The organism is Streptomyces sp. NPDC088124 (genome assembly GCF_040685895.1).
Taxonomy (GTDB): domain Bacteria; phylum Actinomycetota; class Actinomycetes; order Streptomycetales; family Streptomycetaceae; genus Streptomyces.
In genome coordinates this window covers 29,643-49,218 of record NZ_JBFBJB010000044.1, presented here as the reverse complement: position 1 = coordinate 49,218, position 19,576 = coordinate 29,643, and the positions used below count along the sequence as shown (strand labels likewise).

Below are 19,576 nucleotides of genomic sequence, written 5' to 3'. Positions count from 1 at the left end.
GCCGCAGGCCTCGGGCCTGGGGCCCCGACCTCGGGCCCCCCGGCCTCAGGTTTCGGCCTCGGGCATATTTGTTCCGGGCGGAGGCCGTGCGCCGATATCCTGCGATCAGGTTCAGTGGTGCACTACTGATCCCAGGAGGGACATTGCGCAAGTTATCGCAGCATTCGGTACACCACGCCAGACCCGAGGAAGCCGGCGCCGTACGGCCGATCACCGTACTGCTGGCAGAGGACATGCCGTTGATCCGGCAGGCGCTCGCCGCGCTGCTCTCCCGTGAGCAGGACATCGACATCGTGGCCGAGCTCGACCGTGGGGAGCAGATCGTGCCGACGGCCCTGCGCCTGCGGCCCCGTATCGCGCTGCTCGACATCGACCTGCCCGGTCTCGACGGCATCAGTGCGGCCACCGAGTTGTACGAGCGCCTGCCGCAGTGCCGGAGCGTCATACTCACCGGGCTCGGCGGGCCCGCGCACCTGCGACGGGCGCTGTCCGCGCAGGTCGGGGGCTTCATCCGGAAGGACGCGCCGATCGCGCATCTCGCGCAGGACATCCGCAGAGTGGCAGCCGGCGAGCGGGCCATCGACCCGGAGCTGGTACTGGCCGCCGCCGGAGCCGGCGAGAACCCTCTGACTCCGCGCGAACGCGATGTCCTGCGGCTGGCCGCCGAAGGCGACTCCCCCGCGGACATCGGCGTACGGCTCTACATCTCGGTGGGCACCGTACGGAACCACCTCGCCTCGGTGGTGGCCAAGACGAAGGCGCGGAGCAGGGTGGACGCCATCAGGATCGCGAGCGAGGCGGGCTGGCTCTGACCGGCCGCCGTGCGGAACCGGGCTCCCCCGGCGCGGACGGCGTCTCCTCCGGATCCCCCGGATCCGGCGGCGGCTCCTGCCAGTGGCCCACCAGGTCGCGGTAGAGGGCGGAGCGCCGTAGCAACTCGTCGTGGCTGCCGTGCAGGACGTCCGTGCCGTCCATGAGGAGAACGCTCCGGGCGCGCAGCGCGCTGCTGATCCGGTGGGCGACAACCACCAGCGAACCGGGCCGCCGGGCGAACGCCTCCTCCGCCTGTGCCTCCGCCGCCGGATCGAGGTGGCAGGTGGCCTCGTCGAGCACCACGAGGGGGGCCGGGGAGAGATAGGCGCGGGCGAGGGCGATCTGCTGGCGCTCGCCCGCGGAGAGACCGGCGGCGCTGATCCGGGCGGGGTATCCGCCGAGCCGGCCGATGAGCGGCTCCAGCCCGAGCGCGGCCACGGCGTCATCCAGCTCGGCGGCGCTCGCCCCCGGGCGCAGATAGGCGAGATTGTCGTGAACCGTGCCGGCGAAGACGTACGCCTCCTGCGGGATGAGGACCCGGCTCCGCGCGAGTTCCTGTCCGGAACGGCCGGCCGTCGGCGCGCCCGCGAGCCGGATCTCACCGCTGTCGGGCGCCAGCATTCCCGTCATGAGGCCGGCGAGGGTGGACTTGCCGATACCGCTGGGACCGACGACCGCCACATGGTCGCCCTCGTCCACGACCAGGTCGAGCCCCCGGATCAGAGGTTGGGTCCGGATCAGGGGCTGGGTGCGGGCCCCGTAGCCGAAGGAGACGGAGCGCAGTGACAGCCGGTGGCTGTCGGGGGGAGCGGCGTGTGGGCGGTCCGTCTCCGGTGCCGGTGCCGGTGCCGGCTTCCCGGCCTGCCGGGTGCCGGGACCGGACTGCGGGGTGGCGGGACCGGACTGCCGGGTGCCGGGACCGGGCCGCTGGGTGGCGGGGCCGTCCACCGCCGTCTCCAGGATCCGGCGCAGGGCCACGACCAGCCGCAGCCCGCTGCCGCCGAGCCCCTGGACCAGGGTGCGCAGCGCCGGCTGGAGGCTCTGGAGCACGTACGTCACGGCGCCCATGACCGCGCCCGACGAAACGCCGTTACGGGTCAGCCATGGCGCGGTGCCCAGCAGCAGGAGCACCGGGAGCCAGCCGCCGAGCGCGAGCGCGAGCGTACGGACGGGCATCAGCGTGGCCAGCCGCCGCGCGGCCAGGGCCTGGGCCTCCACCCGTCGGCCCAGCGTCTCGCGTGCCTGCTCCTCCGCGCCGCAGGCGACCACGTCCCTGACCCCCGCGACCAGGGTGCCGACGGCTTCCGCGACCTGTTCGTCGGCGAGGATGAGGTCACGCTGACGCTCCGCCATCCGGCCGATCAGCAGGGCGAACAGCAGCACCCCCGCGAGGAGCGGCGGCAGGACCAGGGCCAGCACCAACGGGGACAACAGGAGCAGGCCGATGAGCGCGGCGGCGATGGTGAAGACGAACCGCCGGACGCCCATGACCAGCCCCGCGTACGACTCCCGCACCATCTCGACCTGTTGGGTGAGCCGGGAGACGCCGGAGGTCCCGGCCGGGCCGTGCCCCGCCACCGCCCGGCGCAGCGCGCCCTCCACCACCCGGCCGACCAGGTCGTCCCGGTACGGTTCGACGATCTGCGCCAGCAGGGGGTAGACCTGCCGGGTCCCCCAGGACCCGGCGAAGATGCCGGCCCCCATGAGACCCAGCCAGCCGAGACCGGCCCAGGGGCGCCCCGCGGCGAACCCCGAATCCACCGCCCTGGCGACGAGTTGCCCGGTGAGGAAGGCGGGCAGCGCCTCGACCAGCGACCAGAGAAACAACCGGACCAGGACCCGGGTACGGCCGCGCAGCGGCACACCGAGCTCCTGGCGCAGGCTCCGGGAAGGGACGGGAAGCGGTGACGGGGGTGACGAGGAGGACAGGGAGGACGAGGAGGGGGAGTTCGGGGCCGGTGTCCTGGTCACTTCGAGGCCGTCCGGTCGTCCGGAGCCAGCCGGTCACCCGGAGCCGGCCAATCGCCCCGGACCGGCCGGAACAGCCGCCGGTACTCCGGGTCGTGCCACAGCTCGCGGTGGGTGCCCCGGTTCCGGATGCGTCCGCCGTCCAGCCAGACGACCTGGTCCGCCGCCGCGGCTGTGGAGGCCCGGTGGGCGACGAGGATCCTGGTCCGGTCGCCCAGCGCCTCGGTGAGGGCGAGGGTGACCTGCCGTTCCGTCACGGTGTCGAGGCTGGAGGTGGCATCGTCGAGCACGAGCAGCCGCCCGGCGTGCGCGAAGGCCCGGGCCAGCCCGATCCGCTGTGCCTCGCCGCCCGACATGGGCACGTCGGCCAGCGGCGTCCCGTACCCCTCGGGCAGGTGCTGGACGAAATGGTCGAGACGGGCCCGGCCGGCCGCCCAGGCGATCCGCTCCGGGGACGGCTCCCGGGCCCCGTAACCGATCGCTCCGGCCATCGTGGCCCCGAAGAGGGCGGGCCGCTCGAAGGCGTGGCCGACGGCGGAGCGCAGCTCCGGCCGGGAGAGCCTGGGCAGGGGTACACCGTCCAGGAGTACGGTGCCCCGGTCCGGGTCGGCGAGGCGGCCCGCCACGGCCGCGAGGAGCGACTTCCCCGCGCCGGAACCGCCGACGACGGCCACGGAGGTCCCACCGGGGACGACCAGGTCGATCCCGTCGAGGACGCGTACCCCCCGTCGGCTCACGGCGACATCGCGCAGTTCGAGGCGGCCGGGTCCCTCGGGCAGCCGGCCGGTGCCGTAGCTCATCCCCGGTTCCGCCAGCACCTCCGCCGCGCGGCGGCCGCCTGCCCGGGCCCGTGCCAGCCGCCCCAGCTGCACCGTGGTCATCCCCAGCCCCGCGGCGAGGGCGGTGTACTGGGCCGCGGCCACCATCTGGCCCAGGCTGATCCGGCCGCCGGCGAGCGCGAACCCGGCGACGCCGAGCACCGCCACTTCGAGCAGCGGGATCAGCAGGGCGGTCTGCGCGGCCATCCGGGTCTGGGCGCGCCACATCCCGTGGCCGAGCCGGTTGAGCTCGGGGAGGCGGTCCAGCACGCGTACGGCCTCACGGTCGGCGGTGCCCGCGGCGGCGATGGTACGGATACCCGTGAGCGCGTCGACCAGCGCCGTCGCCAGGGCGCCCTGGGTCCGCTGATAGCCGGTGATCACCTCGGACACGTCACGGGTGAAGGCCCGCAGACACAGCAGCAGGGGCGGCAGCGCCAGCAGGAAGGTGACGGCGAGCCAGGGGTCGATGAGCCACAGCGCGACGACGCCGCCGACCGTGGGGACCAGGGACAGCACCAGCCAGGTCGCGGCGGAGACCGCGCCGGCGGCGTCGGCCGCGCCCGTCACCACCCGGCTGACCAGATCGCCGCCGGGGAAGCGGGAACCGGTGCGGGGCCCCAGGGCGAGCAGGTGGTCGAGAAGGCGGTGGCGGAGCCAGGCGGTGGCGCGGGCGGCGCTGTGGCCCGTCGCCAGCTCGGAGAGGGCCTCTCCGGTGACGAGGAGCAGGACCACCGCCGCGCATCCGGCGGTCCAGGGGCCCGCGAACCGTCCGGAGAGCGCGTCGTCCAGCGCCCTGCCGAGCAGAGCGGGGAGACAGAGCTGAGCCACCGTCACGATCAGCGCGGTCACCATCAGGGCGGGGGCCCAGGGCCCGCTGTTCCTGGTCACCCGTAACAGCAGACGATCCGCGCCCCGGCGGTTCCGGATGGCGTCGGACCGGTCGAGGACACTCCCCGTCATGGTGTCCTCCGTTCGGATCGCTTTCGCGTCGGGCGGCTGCGAGAATGGGCCCTGAGCAGAGACCCGCCGGGAACCCGGGTGGCGGGTGATTGGTGCACTCGCCACCCGGGTCCTGACCGTGAACGGATGTTCAGGTCACTTCCGCTTCACTCAGCAGAAGACCCAGCTCGCGTCGGAGCAGTCACGGCTCTGGCCGCTGTCCAGAGCCGCCTCGTCAGCGGTCTCGGACGGCAGTTCCATCGTCTGGAGATCGAGAAGCGTCATGGTTGGTCACCTCCTTCCTGCGTGGATACGCGGTGCCCGTCCTGCGGGCGCCCTCCGTGATCGGAGAGCTGGTCTGTGGGGTGGTGCGGACTCAGGAACGGCAGGTGCACGGGGCGGTCGTGCAGCACGGAGCCCAGCGCGAGCAGCACCCCTGCCGTGCCCGTGGCGAGGTCCATCGAGAGCCGGAGCAACTGCTCGCCGGGGAAGGCCGGACGGCCCTGGTACGACAGCGCGTGCGAGTTCAGGGCGCGCACCTGCCGGGCGATCTCGGGGTCATCGGCCGGAGAGGGGTGCCGGGTCGTGGCGGCGAGATGCGCCAGGATGCCGGCCCGTCCGTTGAAGAGCCCGGACTGGACGTAGAACTCCGACTGGGAGGAGAGCCGGGCACCGGCCGCGGCGCTCGCGAACTGTTCGTCCTCCCGGTGGCGGAGATACGCCTCCAGCACCAGCGCGAGCCCGGCGCCACCGGTGGCGAGATAGGGCATCGTGCGCCAGCCCTCGTTCACCTGGAGGGCGCCGTCCGCGCGGGTGAAGCAGCGGCGCAGATCCTGCCGCAGCGCGGTCGCGGCCAGGTCGAGGAAAGCCTCGTCGCCCTGTTGTTCGTACAGGCGCAGGAACATCAGCGCGATACCGGCGGAGCCCCGCATCAGGCCCGCGTAGGGGTGTTTGCCTCCGCTCACCTCGGCGACGTCCTGTTCACCGCCGAGCCGCGAGGCCACCAGAGCGGCGGCGCGCAGGGCCGCCTCACGCAGTGAACCGTCCCCGGTGAGGGCCGCGAAGTGGGCGAAGTTGAGCCCCACCCCCGCCAGGCCGCTGAACAGGTCCGAGCCCAGGCGCTCCCATTTCTCGTGCAGGCACAGCTCCAGCAGGTCGAGTGCCGCGCCCCGGTGGCCGAGGCCGTGCAGCGCGTGTGCCACACCGTGCAAGCCGTCGTAGAACCCCAGGCGTCCTCGCTGGTCCTTGCGTAACGCCGAGCGCAGGAGCCACTGTTCGTGCTCCGGTCTTCGGCCCGCTCCGGTCGCTCCCAGCGCGTACAGGACACCCGCCGCTCCGTAGGCGAGGCTGACGCCGCCCCCCGCGCCGAACTGCGCGATGTCACCGGGGAAGAGCCGGTCGTCCCGTTCGGGGGTGGCGCTCGCCCGGACGGCTCCGGCCAGGGCGTCGCGGGTGGCCGGCCAGCTCCCGGGGTCCGCCGTGAGACGCACCGGCGCGGAGTACACGGGCACGGAGTACGCGGGCGGCCGCTCCCCCGGCGACCCGGCCGAGACCGGGGACCCGGCTGTTCCGCCCCGGGGACCCTCGCCGAGGATGTCCCGTACCGCCGTGTCGAGGAACTCCCGGTCCACGGGGAACCGTTCGGCGATCTCGTCGGCGAACTGGACACACTTGCCCAGGTCCTGCCGGAGCAGCGCGGTCAGGGGCAGGAAGACCGCGAGCCGGATACAGCCCAGCGCGTACCGGTCGACGCCGAAGCCGGTCCGGTCGCGCGGCGCGGCGTACGCGGGGTGGCCGAGCGTGGGCCGTTTACCGGCACCCGCCAGGGTGGCGACCTCGAAGTCGATCAGGGAGACCCGGCCGTCGGGACGCACCATCACGTTGTACGGATGCAGGTCCCCGAAGATCACACCCCGTTCGTGCAGCGTGGCCACGGCGCTCTCCAGCCGCTCGCAGACCCCGACCGCCCACTCGGTGTACTCGGCGATCCCCGCCGCGTCCGTCCTCGCCCCGGTGTACGGATAGCGCTGGGCGAAGACCTTGCTGAGCGGCTGTCCCTCGATGAACTCCTGGACGAGGAAGTGGTGGTCGCCCAGGAGGACGTGGTCAAGCACGGCGGGAACGGCGTCGAGCCCCGCCAGCCGCCGGAGGATGTCCCGCTCCCAGCACAGCCGCGTCACCGCGTCCGCGCCGTCCACGGTCAGCCCGGCGTGCGGGCGGGCCTCCTTGAGGATCACCTGGCGTCCGTCCCTGGTGTCCTCGGCCACGTAGACACCGCCACCGTTCGAGAAGTGCAGCACCCGCTGGACGCGGTACGGCAGGTCCGCGACGGAATCGGCCTCGCGGGCCCGCAGGTGCGGTTCGAGGAAGCCGGGCAGCGTCACCCAGGACGGCACATGGAAGCCGGGCTCCCGCCGGTCGGGCACGAGGGTGCCGTCCGGGCGTTCCACCGCCGGCTCCAGCACCCCCTTGTCCGAGATCACATGGCGCTCGGTGAAGCCCCCGTACCGGACGTACAGCGGCCCCGCGCCCCAGCGCAGGTCGCTCAGGATGTACGGGCCCGGCTCACCGCCGATTTCCCGGTCCAGCCCTTCCAGGGTCTCCCGCAGTTCTTTTTCGTCCTGCGGATAGATCGTCACCAGCTTTCCGCTGGCCGCGCGGGGCGCGTACTTCAAGTTGCGGGTCTGCAGGACATGACGGCCCTTCAGGAATTTGAAGGGAATTCCCCGGCCGAGACAGTACGTCCAGACCGCGTCGAGCACCTTCTCCGCGTTGTCCATACGGGCCGAGGCGTGTATCTTCCAGCCCTGCCCGGGGCGTCGTGCCCCGTCAGGCCGGCAGACCAGCCAGTCGTCCTGCGGCGAACGGGTCCAACCGGCGGGCAGCGGACGGTCGGTGACCCCGAAGGCGAGACCCTTGTCCGTCGCCGTCGCGGGCGAGTCGAAGAACACGGGATCCGCAATGCAGTAGACGTCGTATCGCTTTTCCATCCGCTTTCCCCCCCGCTCGTCCAACTTCCCCCTGAGCAAGGAAAATCCTGCCAGACACTTCGGGGAACAGCCAGTGCGGAATACCTTTAATTACCCGTGAAAAACCCATGGGTGGTCTCATGGGAAACACCCGGTTCCCCCCGGTGCCGGGAATTGAGGCGGTACGCTCGAATCCCCCCACAGCACGGAGGAAGGGACCATGTTCTTACGCGCGGGCAGGCGATCGGGATCGGGTGAGAACTCCCCGGCCGGCACGGACCGTACGGATCCCGCGGGCCACCCGGACCGGGCGGAGCACACGGCACACGCGGACCGGGCTGCGCACGCGGACCGGGCGGAGCCCGCCGCCGGCCAGGACCCCGGGGACGTGGTCGTCCGGCTGGAGTCCGTACGGCGCGTCTACGGGACGGCACGGAACGAGGTCCATGCCCTCCGCGGCATCTCCCTCTCCTTCGCACGCGGCGGCTTCACCTCCGTCATGGGGCCCTCCGGGTCCGGCAAGAGCACTTTCCTGCACTGCGCGGCGGGGCTCGACCGGCCCACCGCCGGACGCGTGTACGTGGGCGGCACCGAGCTGGGGACCCTGGACGAGACCGCGCTGACCGTGCTGCGCCGCGAGGAACTGGGCTTCGTCTTCCAGGGCTTCAACCTCGTCCCCTCCCTGACCGTCGAGCAGAACATCACCCTGCCCCTGCGGCTCTCACGCCGCCGGGTGGACCGGGCGTGGCTCGACGACGTCGTCGGCCGTACGGGGCTCGGGGACCGGCTCCGGCACCGGCCCGCCGAGCTGTCCGGCGGGCAGCAGCAGCGGGTCGCCGTCGCCCGCGCCCTGATCGCCAGGCCCACGGTCGTCTTCGCGGACGAACCGACCGGCTCCCTCGACCTCCGTACGGGCCGGGAGATCCTGGCGCTGCTGCGGCACGCGGTGGACGGCCTCCGCCAGACGGTGATCATGGTGACCCACGATCCCGCCGCCGCCTCCCACACCGATGACGTGCTGTTCCTCGCGGACGGGCAGCTCGCCGGTGCGCTCCCCGCGCCCACCGCCGCGGCGGTGGCCGAGCGCCTGGCCCGACTCGGGGAGGACTGACCGGTGTTACGTCTCGCCTGGCAGACGGCGAACGGCCGGAAAGCGGGGTTCGCCGGAAGCTTCGTGGCACTGGCGTTCGCGCTGCTGCTCGTCACCACCTGCGGTGTCCTGATGGAGTCCGCCCTGCGCGCGGAGGCGCCCACGGAACGGTACGCGGCCACCCCCGTCGTGATCGGCGGCCAGCCCGTCGTCACCGATGCCGGACCGCTGGTCGAGGAGCTGGCAGCGGCACCCGGCGTCGCGGCGGCCGTGCCCGAACTGTCCTTCCCGGTCACGGCCGTCGGCGGCACCGGCGCGGTGCTGGAGGCGCCGTGGGACGGCCCGTCGCTGGGGCACTCCTGGGAGAGCGCCCGGCTCGCCCCGTTCCGGCTGCGTGAGGGGCGGGCCCCGCGGGCGGCCGGGGAGGTCGTCCTCGACAGCGGGCTCGCGGCCGCGGCGCGGGCCGGGAACGGGGACCGGATACGGCTGACGACCACCGCCGCGCCCAGGACGTTCCGCGTCGTCGGCGTGGCAAACCCGCCGAGCACCCCGCTCCGGCAGTTCGCGGTGTTCTTCTCGCCGGGCGAGGCGTCCGAACTGGCCGCCACCGCCCGGCCCGTACGCGCGATCGGGGTCCTGCCGCGCGCCGGCACGGATCAGGCGGAGCTGGTGCGGGAGGTGCGCCGGGTCGTCGCGGCGCGCTATCCCGACGGGGCCGTCGGGAGCGGAACGGGTGCCGGCGCCGGTGGCCCGGGCGGCGGCGCCCCGGAGGGGGACCAGGCGTACGACGCGGCGAACGAGCCCTCCGTCGCGACCGGCCAGGGGCGGGCCGGCGTGGAGTTCTGGGGGATCGGCTCGCCCGGCGACACCCTGTCCTCCCTCGTCGGCGCCCTCGGCGTCATCTCACTCTCGGTGGCGGCCTTCGTGACCGCGGGCACGCTCGCCCTCTCCGTACGCCAGCGACTGCGGGAGATCGGGCTGCTCCGGGCGGTGGGGGCCACTCCCCGGCAGATCCGCCGGATGATCGCGGCCGAGACCCTGCTGGTGACCCTGGCGGCGGCGGCCGTGGGCGTACCGGCCGGGATCGCACTAGCCGCCGTGCTCCACGGGCGGCTCGTCGACGGCGGGGTGCTGCCGCCCTCCCTCGTCCTGCACGCCGGCCCGGCCGCCCCGTGGGTGGCGGTCGCCGTGGCCGTCGTCACCGCACAGCTCGCGGTGCTCGGCGCGGCCCGCAAGGCGTCCCGGGTCCGGCCCACCGAGGTGCTGCGCGAGGCGTCGGGCCCCACCGGGCGCACCGGTCCGGCGCGGATCGTGGCCGGGCTGGCCGTGCTGGCCGTCGGCGGCGCGGTGCTGGCGTCGGTCGCCTCGGGCCGGGGTGACGGAGGGTCCGGTACCGCCGAGAGCATGGTGCTGGTCCTGATGGTGGGCGTCGCGCTGCTGGGGCCGCTGATCGCACGGGTGGCCGGGGCGGTGCTGGGCGGTCCGGTCGCCCGGCTCTTCCCGGTGGGCGGCTTCCTGGCCTCGGCCAACCTCCGGGCGGAGCACCACCGGCTCGCGGCGGCCGTCACGCCGCTGGTACTGGCCGTCGCGTTCACCTGCACCGTGCTGTCCGTCCCCGGGATCAAGGCGGACGGCGCCGAACGGGAGGAGCGGCGCCGGGTGCTCGCCGACCAGGTGGTGCGTGCCACGGGCGCGGGGTTGCCCGCCCGGTTCGCCGAGGAGGCCGCCACGCTGCCCGGCGTACGCGCGGCGACCGGCCTGCTGTACACACCGGTCGAACTCGCCGCCGGCGCAGGGGCCGGTGACAGTGACGACACCGAGGGCCTCGCCTCGGCCGAGGGGGTCGCCGTACGCCCGGAGGGCCTGGCGAGCCTGCTCGACCTGGAGGTACGGGCCGGATCGCTCGCCGGGCTGCGGGGCACGACCGTCGCGCTGGGCGCGGGTGTCGCGCGGGAGACCGGCGCCGGGGTCGGCGCCACCGTGCGGATCCGGTGGGAGGACGGGACCCGCGCCACCGCCCGGGTGGTGGCCGTGTACGAGCGGGAGCGGGGCCTCGGCGGCGTGCTGCTGCCGAGGGCGTTCGCCGCGCCGCACGCCGCGAGCCCGATGGACGAATCCGTTCTGGTGCGGACGGCGCCGGGCGCGGACCGGGACCGTACGGCCGAACGGCTGGACGCGCTCGCGGCGGGCTACCCGACGGCGCGCCCGGACGGCCACGGGGCCGAAGGGAAGGGGGAGGGAGCCGCGCAAGGGGACGGAGACGCGCAGAGCGGGGGCCCGGGTCCGTCGGCCGCCTTCGGGCTGCTGCTGCTCGGGATGGTCAACGCGTTCACCGCGATCGCCGTCGTCAACACCCTCGCCATGGCCACGGCGGGCCGGGTCCGGGAGTTCGCGGTGCTGCGGTCGGCGGGCGCGACCCGGGGCCAGGTGCTGCGGATGACCGGCTGGGAGGGGGTGATCACCGTGCTGGTCGCGCTCGCGGTCGGCACCGTGGTCACGGCGGCGGTCCTGGTGCCGGTGAGCCTCGCGGCCACCGGGTCACCGGTCCCCGCGGTGCCCGCCGCGCCGGTCGGGTCGGTGCTCGCGGGCGCGGGGCTGCTGGGCGTCCTCACCGTGGTACTGAGCGCCCGCCTGTCCCTGCGTGCCGGTGAACCGCCCCGGGAAGCGTCCGGGGAACCGCCGGATGACCCGTCCGGGGAGCACTCCGCCGGACCAGGGGTACGGTCACGGTGAGCCGGAACCACCCCTCGCGGTCGGTCACCGCGGACAGGCTCCCCTCCAGCTCGGCGCTCCGCTCCGCGAGGTTGCGGATGCCGCTGCCGCCGGCCCCCGGGCAGCGGCCCCGCACCACGGCATGGGCCCGGGTCCCCTCGACCGGCGCCCCGTGCGCCCGGTCGGCCGGCGCGCCGTACGCCCCGTCGGCCGGCGCCCCGTCGACCGGCGCGCCGTCGTTGGACATCGTCAGACGGACCGTCCCGGCGTCCTCCTGGATCCGGACCACGATGGAGCAGCGGCGGGCCTTGCTGTGCCTCATCACATTGGTAAAGCCCTCGCGCACCACCGTCGCGAACAGCCCGTCGACGCCCGGGGGAAGGGGGCCGGCGGCGAGGTCCGTCACCACCTCGGCGCCCGCCGTCTCCAGCAGCGAAGCAGCGGCCGTCGCCTCCTTCGCCAGCGACAGGTTCCGGTAGCCGGCCGACACCGATCTGACCTCGGCGAGCACCTCGCGCACCATCACCTGGGTCTCCAGCAGCTCCGCCTGCGCGCGCCGTGGATCGGTGGACACCAGCCCGTGGACGAGTTCGCACTTCAGGGCGACCGCCGACAAGGAGTACCCGCAGAGGTCGTGCAGATCGCGCGCGAACCGTACGCGTTCCTCCCCCACGGCCTCCCTGGCAAGTTCCGACCTGGCCGCGTTCAGTTCCCCGGCCAGGTCCGCGAGGCGGGCCACCCCGTACACCGCCAGGCCGCCGACCGTCGCCGAGATGAGCGCGCTGACCGCCTGGCCGGTGGTCTCGCCCACCGCCAGGGTGAGCGGGAACTGCAGGCCGACCGCCCCGGCGAAGACCGCCCAGGAATGCGGCAGGGGAAGCGTCAGTAACAGCGCCGCCTCGAAGGAGCCGGGGATACCGACCCACGCCCCCTGGAAAATCAGGTACGGCAGATAGGTCAGCGTTCCGTGGACGACAAGGCTCCACGGCCACCACGGACGGCGGCGGCGCAGGGCGGCGGGCGCCGAGTGCAGGAGATGGAGTCCGAGTACCGGTACCAGGAAGGTCAGCGCTCCCGACAGATGGGGGAGACCGTCACGGTTTCCGGCGGTGGCGACCACGGAGGCGGCGAAAAAACAGACGGCCACCACGATCACGATGTACCGGGCAACGCGCGGCCCGTACTCCTCGCTGAACATGAAAGCCCCGTACCCCCGTTGGTCAAGAGCGAAGAATTCGCCATTCCGTGCCGCACACCCCCGGGCATTCCCCCGTGCGCGCACCACGTGAAGATGAATCAAGACGAATCAAAAACCTTCATAACCTCACATATATCATCTTTACATTTCAACCAGCCGCTCTGTAGGTGTATTTCAGTCACGTTAAGTCCCCTTTCAGGCCTTCGTAATCTTGGCCGGACCATGCCAACACCGACCGGCCACCGGCACCCCGCACCGTCATCACTTCGCAGCAATAAGTAGGCAACCGCAGATACCGCGACATGTAGCCTTAAATAATGAAAGCGCGGCTGGATCTGCTGGCCACCGTGGACGAAGGCGTCACGGAGAGTGAGATCTTCCGGCTGGCCCTCCAGCACTCGGTGGCGGAGCTCGGAGGCCTGGGCGGGACCGTGCATCTGCGCGGCCCGATGTCCGCGCTGCGGCTCGTCTCCTCGACGGGGCTGCCCCCGCGTCTGGTGCGGCCCTGGGAGATCATCGACCAGGAAGGGCCGACCGCCCCCGCGCGCGCCCTGCGCGAAGGCGGCGCCGGTGGCGGCACCGGGGCCGGGGTGTGGGTGCCCACCGGGCGCGACGGCAGCTGGCCGGGAACGGGGCTCGCGGCCGTACCGGTGTCCGGTCCGGAGCGTCCCGTCGGCGCGCTCACCCTCGTCATGGGGGAACAGGGCCGGCCGACCGACGCGCAGTGGGCCTTCCTGCGGGCCGTCGTCGCCTGGGCCGAGGAGCGGATGGGGCAGGCGCCGCCGCCCGCGCGGGTCCGTACCCCCGGCGAGGAGTCGGGCGGGCGGCAGCTGCGGCAGGCGCTGAAGGCCGTCCAGGTCGGCACCTGGGACTGGGACATCCAGAGCGGCGAGCTGGCCTGGGACGACGCCGCCATGGACATCTACGGCACCGACCCGGCCGACTTCCTCCACAGCATCGAGAGCTGGCTCAAGGTCGTCCACCCCGACGACCTCCCCTGGACCCTCGCCGCCGTCCAGCGGTCGATCCGCGACCGGGTCGTCTTCGAGGCCGAGTACCGGGTACGGCGCCCCGGCGGCGGCTACGTCTGGACGCAGGCGCGCGGCCGGGTCGTCCTGGACGACCGGGGGGAGCCGGTCCGTATGGTCGGCCGGGCCTGGGACAGCAACGAGTCGCCCGCCGCCCGCGACGCCCTCGGCCGTGCCCTTCGCTACATGAGCGACGGCTTCCTCGCCGTGGACGAGGACTGGCGGATCACCTTCGTCAACCTCGCGGCGGAGCGCACGCTCGGCTCCTCCGAGGCGGAGCTGGTCGGCCGGGTCCTGTGGAAGCTGCCCTCCGTCCACGGCGTGCCCGACCTGGAGGCACGCTGCCGGAAGGCCGCCGCCGCGGGCCGCCCCGCCGGTTTCGACGTACGGGTGCCGGACATCGCACCGCCGCCCGAGGGCGACCCGACGCCCGGCGCCGGAACCGAGCCCCACGGCACCCAGGCGCCCGGCACCGGACCGGCGGCCGAGGACGTACCGGCCCCCGCCGACGGGCGCAGCTACCACCTCCGGCTCGTTCCCGTGCCCGACGGCGTCACCCTCTACTTCACCGATGTCACCGAGCGCCGCCGCCGCGAGGCCGAGCAGGCCGCCACCGAACGGGCCACCGCCGAACGCTCCGCCCGGATCGCCGAGCTGACGACCGCGCTCGCCGGGGCGACCAGCTCACGGGACGTGGTGGACGCCGTCGCGCGGGGCGTGCTGACACCGTTCGGCGCCGCCGGGCTGATGGTGCTGGCCGTGGAGGGCGGCAGCGGCCGGCTCTCGTACATCGGATCCGTCGGCTACGGGCGCGAGTTCGTCGACGCGATCATCGGAAGCTCACCCGAGCGGGGCGGGCCGATCTGGGAGGCCATCCTGACCTCGTCGCCGGTCTTCCTCTCCTCCGCCGACGCGTTCATGGCGCGCTACCCCGGGATGCGGGAACGCCCGGCCGAGGGCGGCAAACGGGCATGGGCGTTCCTGCCGCTGACCGCCTCCGACCACACCTTCGGCATCTGCGTACTCGCCTTCGACCGGCCGCGCCCCTTCCCCGACGGCGACCGCACCCTGCTGACCGCGATCAGCGCCCTCGTCGCGCACGCCCTGGAACGGGCCCGGCTGTACGACGCCGAACACACCCGGTCCCGCGAACTCCAGCGCGTCCTGCTTCCCCACACCCTGCCCGACGTGCCCGCGTGCACGGCCGCCGCCCGCTATCTGCCCGCCGGGCAGGGCATGGACGTCGGCGGCGACTGGTACGACGTCATCCCGCTCTCCGCCGGGCAGGTCGCGCTGGTCATCGGCGACGTGATGGGCCACGGGCTCTCCGAGGCGGCCACCATGGGACGGGTCCGTACCGCCGTCCACACCCTGGCCGCCCTCGAACTGCCGCCCGACGAGATCATGAGCCACCTCAACGACATCGTCGGCGCCCTCGGCGAGGACTCGTTCGTCACCTGCCTGTACGCGCTGTACGACTCGACCACCCGGGTCTGCTCCTTCGCCCGCGCCGGACACCCACCGCCCGCCGTGGTCCACCCCGACGGCACCGTCCACTTCCCCGACCTGGCCCCCGACCCGCCGCTCGGCGCGGGCGAGCCGCCGTTCGAGACGGTGGAACTGACGATCCCGGAGGAGGGGCTGCTCGTCCTCTACACCGACGGTCTGGTCGAGGCGGAGGGGCGCGAGATCGACGAGGGGATGACCGCGCTCGCGGACCTGCTCCGCGGCGCGGACACCTCCCCCACCGCCGACCTGGACCAGCTCTGCGACACCCTGACGGCCGGACTGCTCCCCGCCGACCAGCGCACCCCCGACGACGCGGCGCTCCTCGTCGCCCGCGTCCACGCGCTCGCCGCCGACCACATGGCCTCCTGGCCGCTCCCCTCGCGTCCGCAGGCGGCCGGGGAGGCGCGCAAACACGTACGCGAACAGCTCGCCGCCTGGGGCCTCGACGACCTGGCGATGACCACGGAACTGCTGGCGAGCGAGCTGGTCGGCAACGTCGTACGGCACGCCAAGGGCCCCGTACGGCTCCGGCTGCTGCGCAGCGCCGAACTGGTCTGCGAGGTCGGCGACGGCAGCCTGACCACCCCTCGGATCCGCCGCGCCTCGGCGACGGACGAGGGCGGACGGGGGCTCCAGCTCATCACGGCGCTCTCGCAGCGGTGGGGGACGCGCTACACGGCGACGGGCAAGTGCATCTGGACCGAACAGGCGCTCCCGGGTACGGAGGCGTACCGCGCGGGACATGGCGCCGGCGGGGGCGCGGACTTCGCCCTCGGCGAGGACTTCGGGTCGCTGGGGGACTTCGTCACGGGTGAGTTGTGAGGCGGAGGCCGGTCCCCGGGGCGGCACGGCGCTCCCGGCCGGGAGCCGGATCCCCCGCCGGTCAGCGCGTCGCCACCCCGCGCATGAGGGTGTCGAGCAGGCGTGACGCCAGCGCGTCCGGATCGGCGTCGGCGTCCGGGCCCGCCGGTGCCGTCATGCCGTCCACCGTTTCCGTGAGCAGCGCGAGGTAGGCACGGCGGGCCCAGGCCACGTCGGCGTCCGGGGGCAGGATCCCGGCCTCCTTCGCGCGGTGGAAGGCCGCGTCGCACTTCTCCATGACGGACGCCTGGAGCGTACGCGCCTCCGCGCCCAGCGGTACGGACCTGGCCAGGGTGAAGCGCCAACCCGGTTTGGTCCTGAGGATGTTCGCGGTGGCCTGGTGGAGCGCCACCAGGGGCGGCGCGGTGCGCGGGCGGGCCGCGTCGACGGCCTCGTCCATCTCTCGCCAGGCGGTGGCCTCCATGGCCTCGATCAGTGCCTCACGGCTGGCGAACCGCCGGTGGATGGTGGTGCGCGCGACCCCGGCCGCCTCGGCGATCTGCTCGGTCGTGGCCGCCGGATTCTCGCCGAGCAGCCGCTCGGCCGCGGTCATGATCGCGCGCATGCTCCGTTCGGCGTCCGCCCTGAGGCGTCTTCCTGGTGTGGTGGCCATGGACAGAAGTTACATCACCGTCCACTTTTCAAGCTAACTGCTACTTTGAGTTGCAGTTATGTGTTTAGCTAGAACAAGCAGATGCAGTATCGCCGCGCGAACCGAAGGAGCGTACGTACTCATGACCAGCACCAGGAACCCACTCGCCCTCGTCACCGGCGCCTCCTCCGGCATCGGCGCCGAGTTCGTCCGCCGGCTCGCCGCGCGCGGTGACGATGTCGTCCTCGTCGCGCGCGGCGAGGAGCAGCTGCGGGCCCTGGCCGAGGAGGTACGCGGGCGGTACGGCGTACGGGCCGAGGTGATCGTCCAGGATCTGGCCGCGCCCGACGCCGCGGCGCGGGTGGCCGGGGAGCTGACCGCGCGCGGGCTCACCGTCGACCTGCTCGTGAACAACGCGGGCTTCGGCACGGCGGGCCGCGTCCAGCATCTCGACGCCGGACGCGAGCACGACGAGCTCATGGTGAACGTGGTGGCGGTCGCGGATCTGACGTACGCCCTCGTCCCCGGCATGCTCGCGCGCGGCTCGGGGGCCGTGGTGAACATCAGCTCCACGGCCGCCTTCAACATCGCGCCGTACTTCGCGACCTACGCCGCGTCCAAGACGTTCGTGCTCAACTTCAGCCTCGCGCTGTGGAGCGAGTTGCGCGGTACGGGGGTCACGGTGCTGGCCGTCGCGCCGGGTCCGGTGGAGACGGCGTTCTTCGAGCGGCTCGGCACCCGGAAGGCGGCGCTCGGGGCGGCGTTGGACACGCCGGAGAGCGTCGTCACCGCGGCCCTGCGCGCGCTCGGCCGCGACCGCGGCTATGCGGTGCCCGGCCGGGGCAACTTCGCGATGGCCCACCTCACCCCGCGCCGCCCGCGCAAACTGGTGGCCCTGATCGGCCGGAGGATCACCCGGGGCGTCGCGGAGGCGCAGGCCCCCGCCACGGCGCACTGACCCCTGCGGGGCGCAGGCCGATACGTGCCGGGGAGGCGCCGAGACACACCGAGGGCGCACCGATACGCGCCGGGGCGGGCGCCGGTACGCACCGAGGAGGCACCGCACACACCGAGGGGCGCTGATACGCGCCGGGGGGTGCCGATACGCGCCGGGGCGGGCTCGGGAGCGTATGAATTTCGCCATATCTGAGCGATCGCCGGGCGCGGGCGGCGATTCGGTGCCAGCATCGCCGTCCGGGTCAGCCCGAGGCCAGACCCGTCGGGACCTCGGCAGACGCGCGGAGATCGCGAGGCGGTGCGAGGCAATTCATCGCGCCAAACCGACCCTTCCGTGTTTGCGGCCCGGGAACCAGGCGCCGCAGCCTTTACGCAAAGGTCACTTGGTCCACTACTCTTCCACCTGTCACACCGAAGCAACACACTGCATACACCCAACACGCCACACCCCTGGCCTCGTTGGGCCATCCGCGTCCACCGCGACGCCCACCTCCTCCCCCGTCTCCACCCCTCCCCCTCTTCACCCCCTCCCCTTTTGCCGACCGATCGCAGATCCCGGACCTCTGATCCCGGAACTCGGTCACGGATCCGCGTCCCCCGTCCCCGCGGGCGACGCTGGAGGCAAGCTGCGCATGTCAGAGATGAGCGGTGCCGACCCCACTCGGCCCATCGATCAGCGATCTCCCGCCGACGAGCCGGGCGCCGTTCCCGTGCCTCCGGGCGGAATCCCCGCCCCGGCGGGCCCGCCCGGACCCGTGAACGCTCACGGCCCCGTGAACGCTCACGGTCCCGTGAACGCTCACGCCCCCGCACCAGCGGCCGGCCCCCTACCCCCGCACGGTCCGGGCAAGGAACTCGCGGCCCTGCGCGCACCCGATCCGTCCGCCGGCCCCGACCCGTCGGACCTGGAACTCTTCGAGGACGCGCCCGGAAACGCCCCGGCGGCCCCGGACGCGCCCACCGCCGTGATCTCCGCGACCCCCCTCGTCGGCACCGACCCCGGCCGGCTGCCCCCCGAGGGGCCGCCCAACGGGCTCGGCTGGCCGCGCGGTTCGGTCGGGCCCTCGGCGCTGCTGCCCGTGCCGCCGCCGGGGCCGCCGCCCGGTCCGGGCCCTGGCACACTGCCGGGCGGGCGGATCCCGTTCGAGCAGCCCGAGCAGCACGGCCGCTCCCTGTGGGTCACCGTGCTCGCCGGGGCCGCCGCGCTCGCCTGCGGCGCCACGCTCGTCGTCATGGCCGGATCGCAGGACCGGGAGGCCGTGAAGGCCGCCGCGCCGATCACCGGAGCGACCGTCCCCGGGCTGCGCGGCTACCCCGAGCCCCCGGAGGGCAATCCGGGCGACGGCGGCGACTCCGCGGGGTCCCTGTCGGAGGCCGAGTCCGCGGTCTCCCCGGGTGTCCAGCACGGCGAGGCCGCGAACGACCCGCCGCGCGCCGCGAAGACCGGCGAACCGGGTTCCGAGGACGGTAAGGGCGCCACCACCGGCGGCGCGGACGGCAAAGGCGACGGCGAGAAGGGTGACTCCGCGTCGGGCGGCTCCGGGTCGGGCTCCGGCTCCGGATCCGGTGGCGGCTCCGGCGGCAACCCCGCCCCGGGCCCCGGATCGGCCGGCGGCTGGGGCGACGGCGGCAGTGGCTGGAACGGCGGGAGCGGGGGCGGCAGCGGCTGGAACGGCGGCTCGATCGGCCGGCCGACCTCCTCGCCGGACCGCACGGCGGCCATGCAGGCCGTCAACTACCCGGACCGCTACTGGTACATACGCGGCAACGGCGTCGGCTATCTCGACCGAGTCAGCCGCGGTGCGGCGGCCTTCACCGTCAAGGAGGGCCTCACCGACTCGAATTGCTACTCCTTCGCCCTGAGCAACGGCCGCTACCTGCGCCACTCGAACTTCCGGCTGCGCGCCGACTCCGACACCGGCGGCACCTTCCGCAAGGACGCCACGTTCTGCCCGCGCTCCGTCGGCAACGGCACGATCATGCTGGAGTCCGTCAACTACCCCGGCCGTTTCATCCGCCACCGTGACTTCCAGCTCTGGCTGGACCCGTACCAGAACAGCGGCCTCTACCGGGCGGACACCGCCTTCCGCATGGTCTCCGGCTGACGGCCCGGACCCTG

The 19,576-nt window shown here is 73.6% G+C and carries 11 protein-coding genes and 1 pseudogene; 6 read left to right on the top strand and 6 right to left on the bottom strand.

Going from position 1 to position 19,576, the window contains the following annotated elements:
- Positions 1-209 precede the first annotated feature (209 nt).
- Positions 210-812, top strand: a complete 603-nt coding sequence (locus AB0P17_RS30745; protein ID WP_365815971.1) for a response regulator transcription factor — start codon at positions 210-212, stop codon at positions 810-812.
- Here AB0P17_RS30745 and AB0P17_RS30740 read toward each other — a convergent pair.
- The 4 genes from AB0P17_RS30740 to lanKC all read right to left on the bottom strand — a co-directional run bounded on the left by AB0P17_RS30740 (position 781) and on the right by lanKC (position 7,531).
- Positions 781-2,784, bottom strand: a complete 2,004-nt coding sequence (locus tag AB0P17_RS30740; protein WP_365815893.1) for an ABC transporter ATP-binding protein — start codon at positions 2,782-2,784, stop codon at positions 781-783. The genes AB0P17_RS30745 and AB0P17_RS30740 overlap by 32 nt on opposite strands.
- Entirely contained in the window at positions 2,781-4,562 is a 1,782-nt protein-coding gene (locus AB0P17_RS30735) for an ABC transporter ATP-binding protein (protein WP_365815891.1), read from the bottom strand. The genes AB0P17_RS30740 and AB0P17_RS30735 overlap by 4 nt, the downstream gene beginning before the upstream one ends.
- Positions 4,563-4,712: 150 nt before the next feature.
- Positions 4,713-4,826, bottom strand: a complete 114-nt coding sequence (locus tag AB0P17_RS30730) for a SapB/AmfS family lanthipeptide (RefSeq protein ID WP_365815889.1) — start codon at positions 4,824-4,826, stop codon at positions 4,713-4,715.
- On the bottom strand, positions 4,823-7,531 hold the full coding sequence (gene lanKC / locus AB0P17_RS30725; protein ID WP_365815887.1) for a class III lanthionine synthetase LanKC: 2,709 nt from the start codon (positions 7,529-7,531) through the stop codon (positions 4,823-4,825). Before lanKC ends, AB0P17_RS30730 begins: the two co-directional genes overlap by 4 nt.
- A 199-nt stretch (positions 7,532-7,730) precedes the next feature.
- Between lanKC and AB0P17_RS30720 the strand changes: the two genes are divergently transcribed.
- Positions 7,731-8,621, top strand: a complete 891-nt coding sequence (locus AB0P17_RS30720) for an ABC transporter ATP-binding protein (protein ID WP_365815885.1) — start codon at positions 7,731-7,733, stop codon at positions 8,619-8,621.
- Positions 8,622-8,732: 111 nt separating this feature from the next.
- Positions 8,733-11,180, top strand: a pseudogene (locus tag AB0P17_RS30715) (ABC transporter permease); the annotation flags it as partial.
- Between the two features lie 28 nt (positions 11,181-11,208).
- Here the strand turns inward: AB0P17_RS30715 and AB0P17_RS30710 are convergent.
- Entirely contained in the window at positions 11,209-12,510 is a 1,302-nt protein-coding gene (locus AB0P17_RS30710) for a histidine kinase (RefSeq protein WP_365815883.1), read from the bottom strand.
- A gap of 317 nt (positions 12,511-12,827) precedes the next feature.
- Here AB0P17_RS30710 and AB0P17_RS30705 point away from each other — a divergent pair, with 317 nt between their 5' ends.
- A complete protein-coding gene (locus AB0P17_RS30705) occupies positions 12,828-15,869 on the top strand; it encodes a SpoIIE family protein phosphatase (RefSeq protein WP_365815881.1) in 3,042 nt (1,013 codons plus the stop codon).
- Positions 15,870-15,930: 61 nt separating this feature from the next.
- Here AB0P17_RS30705 and AB0P17_RS30700 read toward each other — a convergent pair whose 3' ends face one another.
- Positions 15,931-16,521 carry a helix-turn-helix domain-containing protein gene (locus tag AB0P17_RS30700; protein WP_365815879.1) on the bottom strand — a complete coding sequence of 197 codons (591 nt, stop codon included), beginning with the start codon at positions 16,519-16,521 and terminating at the stop codon, positions 15,931-15,933.
- A 121-nt stretch (positions 16,522-16,642) separates the two neighbouring features.
- Here AB0P17_RS30700 and AB0P17_RS30695 point away from each other — a divergent pair, with 121 nt between their 5' ends.
- Both AB0P17_RS30695 and AB0P17_RS30690 read left to right on the top strand, forming a co-directional pair.
- Complete coding sequence (locus AB0P17_RS30695) at positions 16,643-17,458, top strand: SDR family oxidoreductase (RefSeq protein ID WP_365815877.1); 816 nt, start codon at positions 16,643-16,645, stop codon at positions 17,456-17,458.
- Between the two features lie 790 nt (positions 17,459-18,248).
- Positions 18,249-19,562, top strand: a complete 1,314-nt coding sequence (locus AB0P17_RS30690; RefSeq protein WP_365815875.1) for an AbfB domain-containing protein — start codon at positions 18,249-18,251, stop codon at positions 19,560-19,562.
- Positions 19,563-19,576 lie beyond the last annotated feature (14 nt).

Coding starts and splice junctions, on each gene's coding strand:
- AB0P17_RS30735 (WP_365815891.1), bottom strand. CDS start 4,562: ATGACGGGGAGTGTCCTCGACCGGTCCGACGCCATCCGGAACCGCCGG.
- AB0P17_RS30730 (WP_365815889.1), bottom strand. CDS start 4,826: ATGACGCTTCTCGATCTCCAGACGATGGAACTGCCGTCCGAGACCGCT.
- lanKC (WP_365815887.1), bottom strand. CDS start 7,531: ATGGAAAAGCGATACGACGTCTACTGCATTGCGGATCCCGTGTTCTTC.
- AB0P17_RS30720 (WP_365815885.1), top strand. CDS start 7,731: ATGTTCTTACGCGCGGGCAGGCGATCGGGATCGGGTGAGAACTCCCCG.
- AB0P17_RS30710 (WP_365815883.1), bottom strand. CDS start 12,510: ATGTTCAGCGAGGAGTACGGGCCGCGCGTTGCCCGGTACATCGTGATC.
- AB0P17_RS30705 (WP_365815881.1), top strand. CDS start 12,828: ATGAAAGCGCGGCTGGATCTGCTGGCCACCGTGGACGAAGGCGTCACG.
- AB0P17_RS30700 (WP_365815879.1), bottom strand. CDS start 16,521: ATGGCCACCACACCAGGAAGACGCCTCAGGGCGGACGCCGAACGGAGC.
- AB0P17_RS30695 (WP_365815877.1), top strand. CDS start 16,643: ATGACCAGCACCAGGAACCCACTCGCCCTCGTCACCGGCGCCTCCTCC.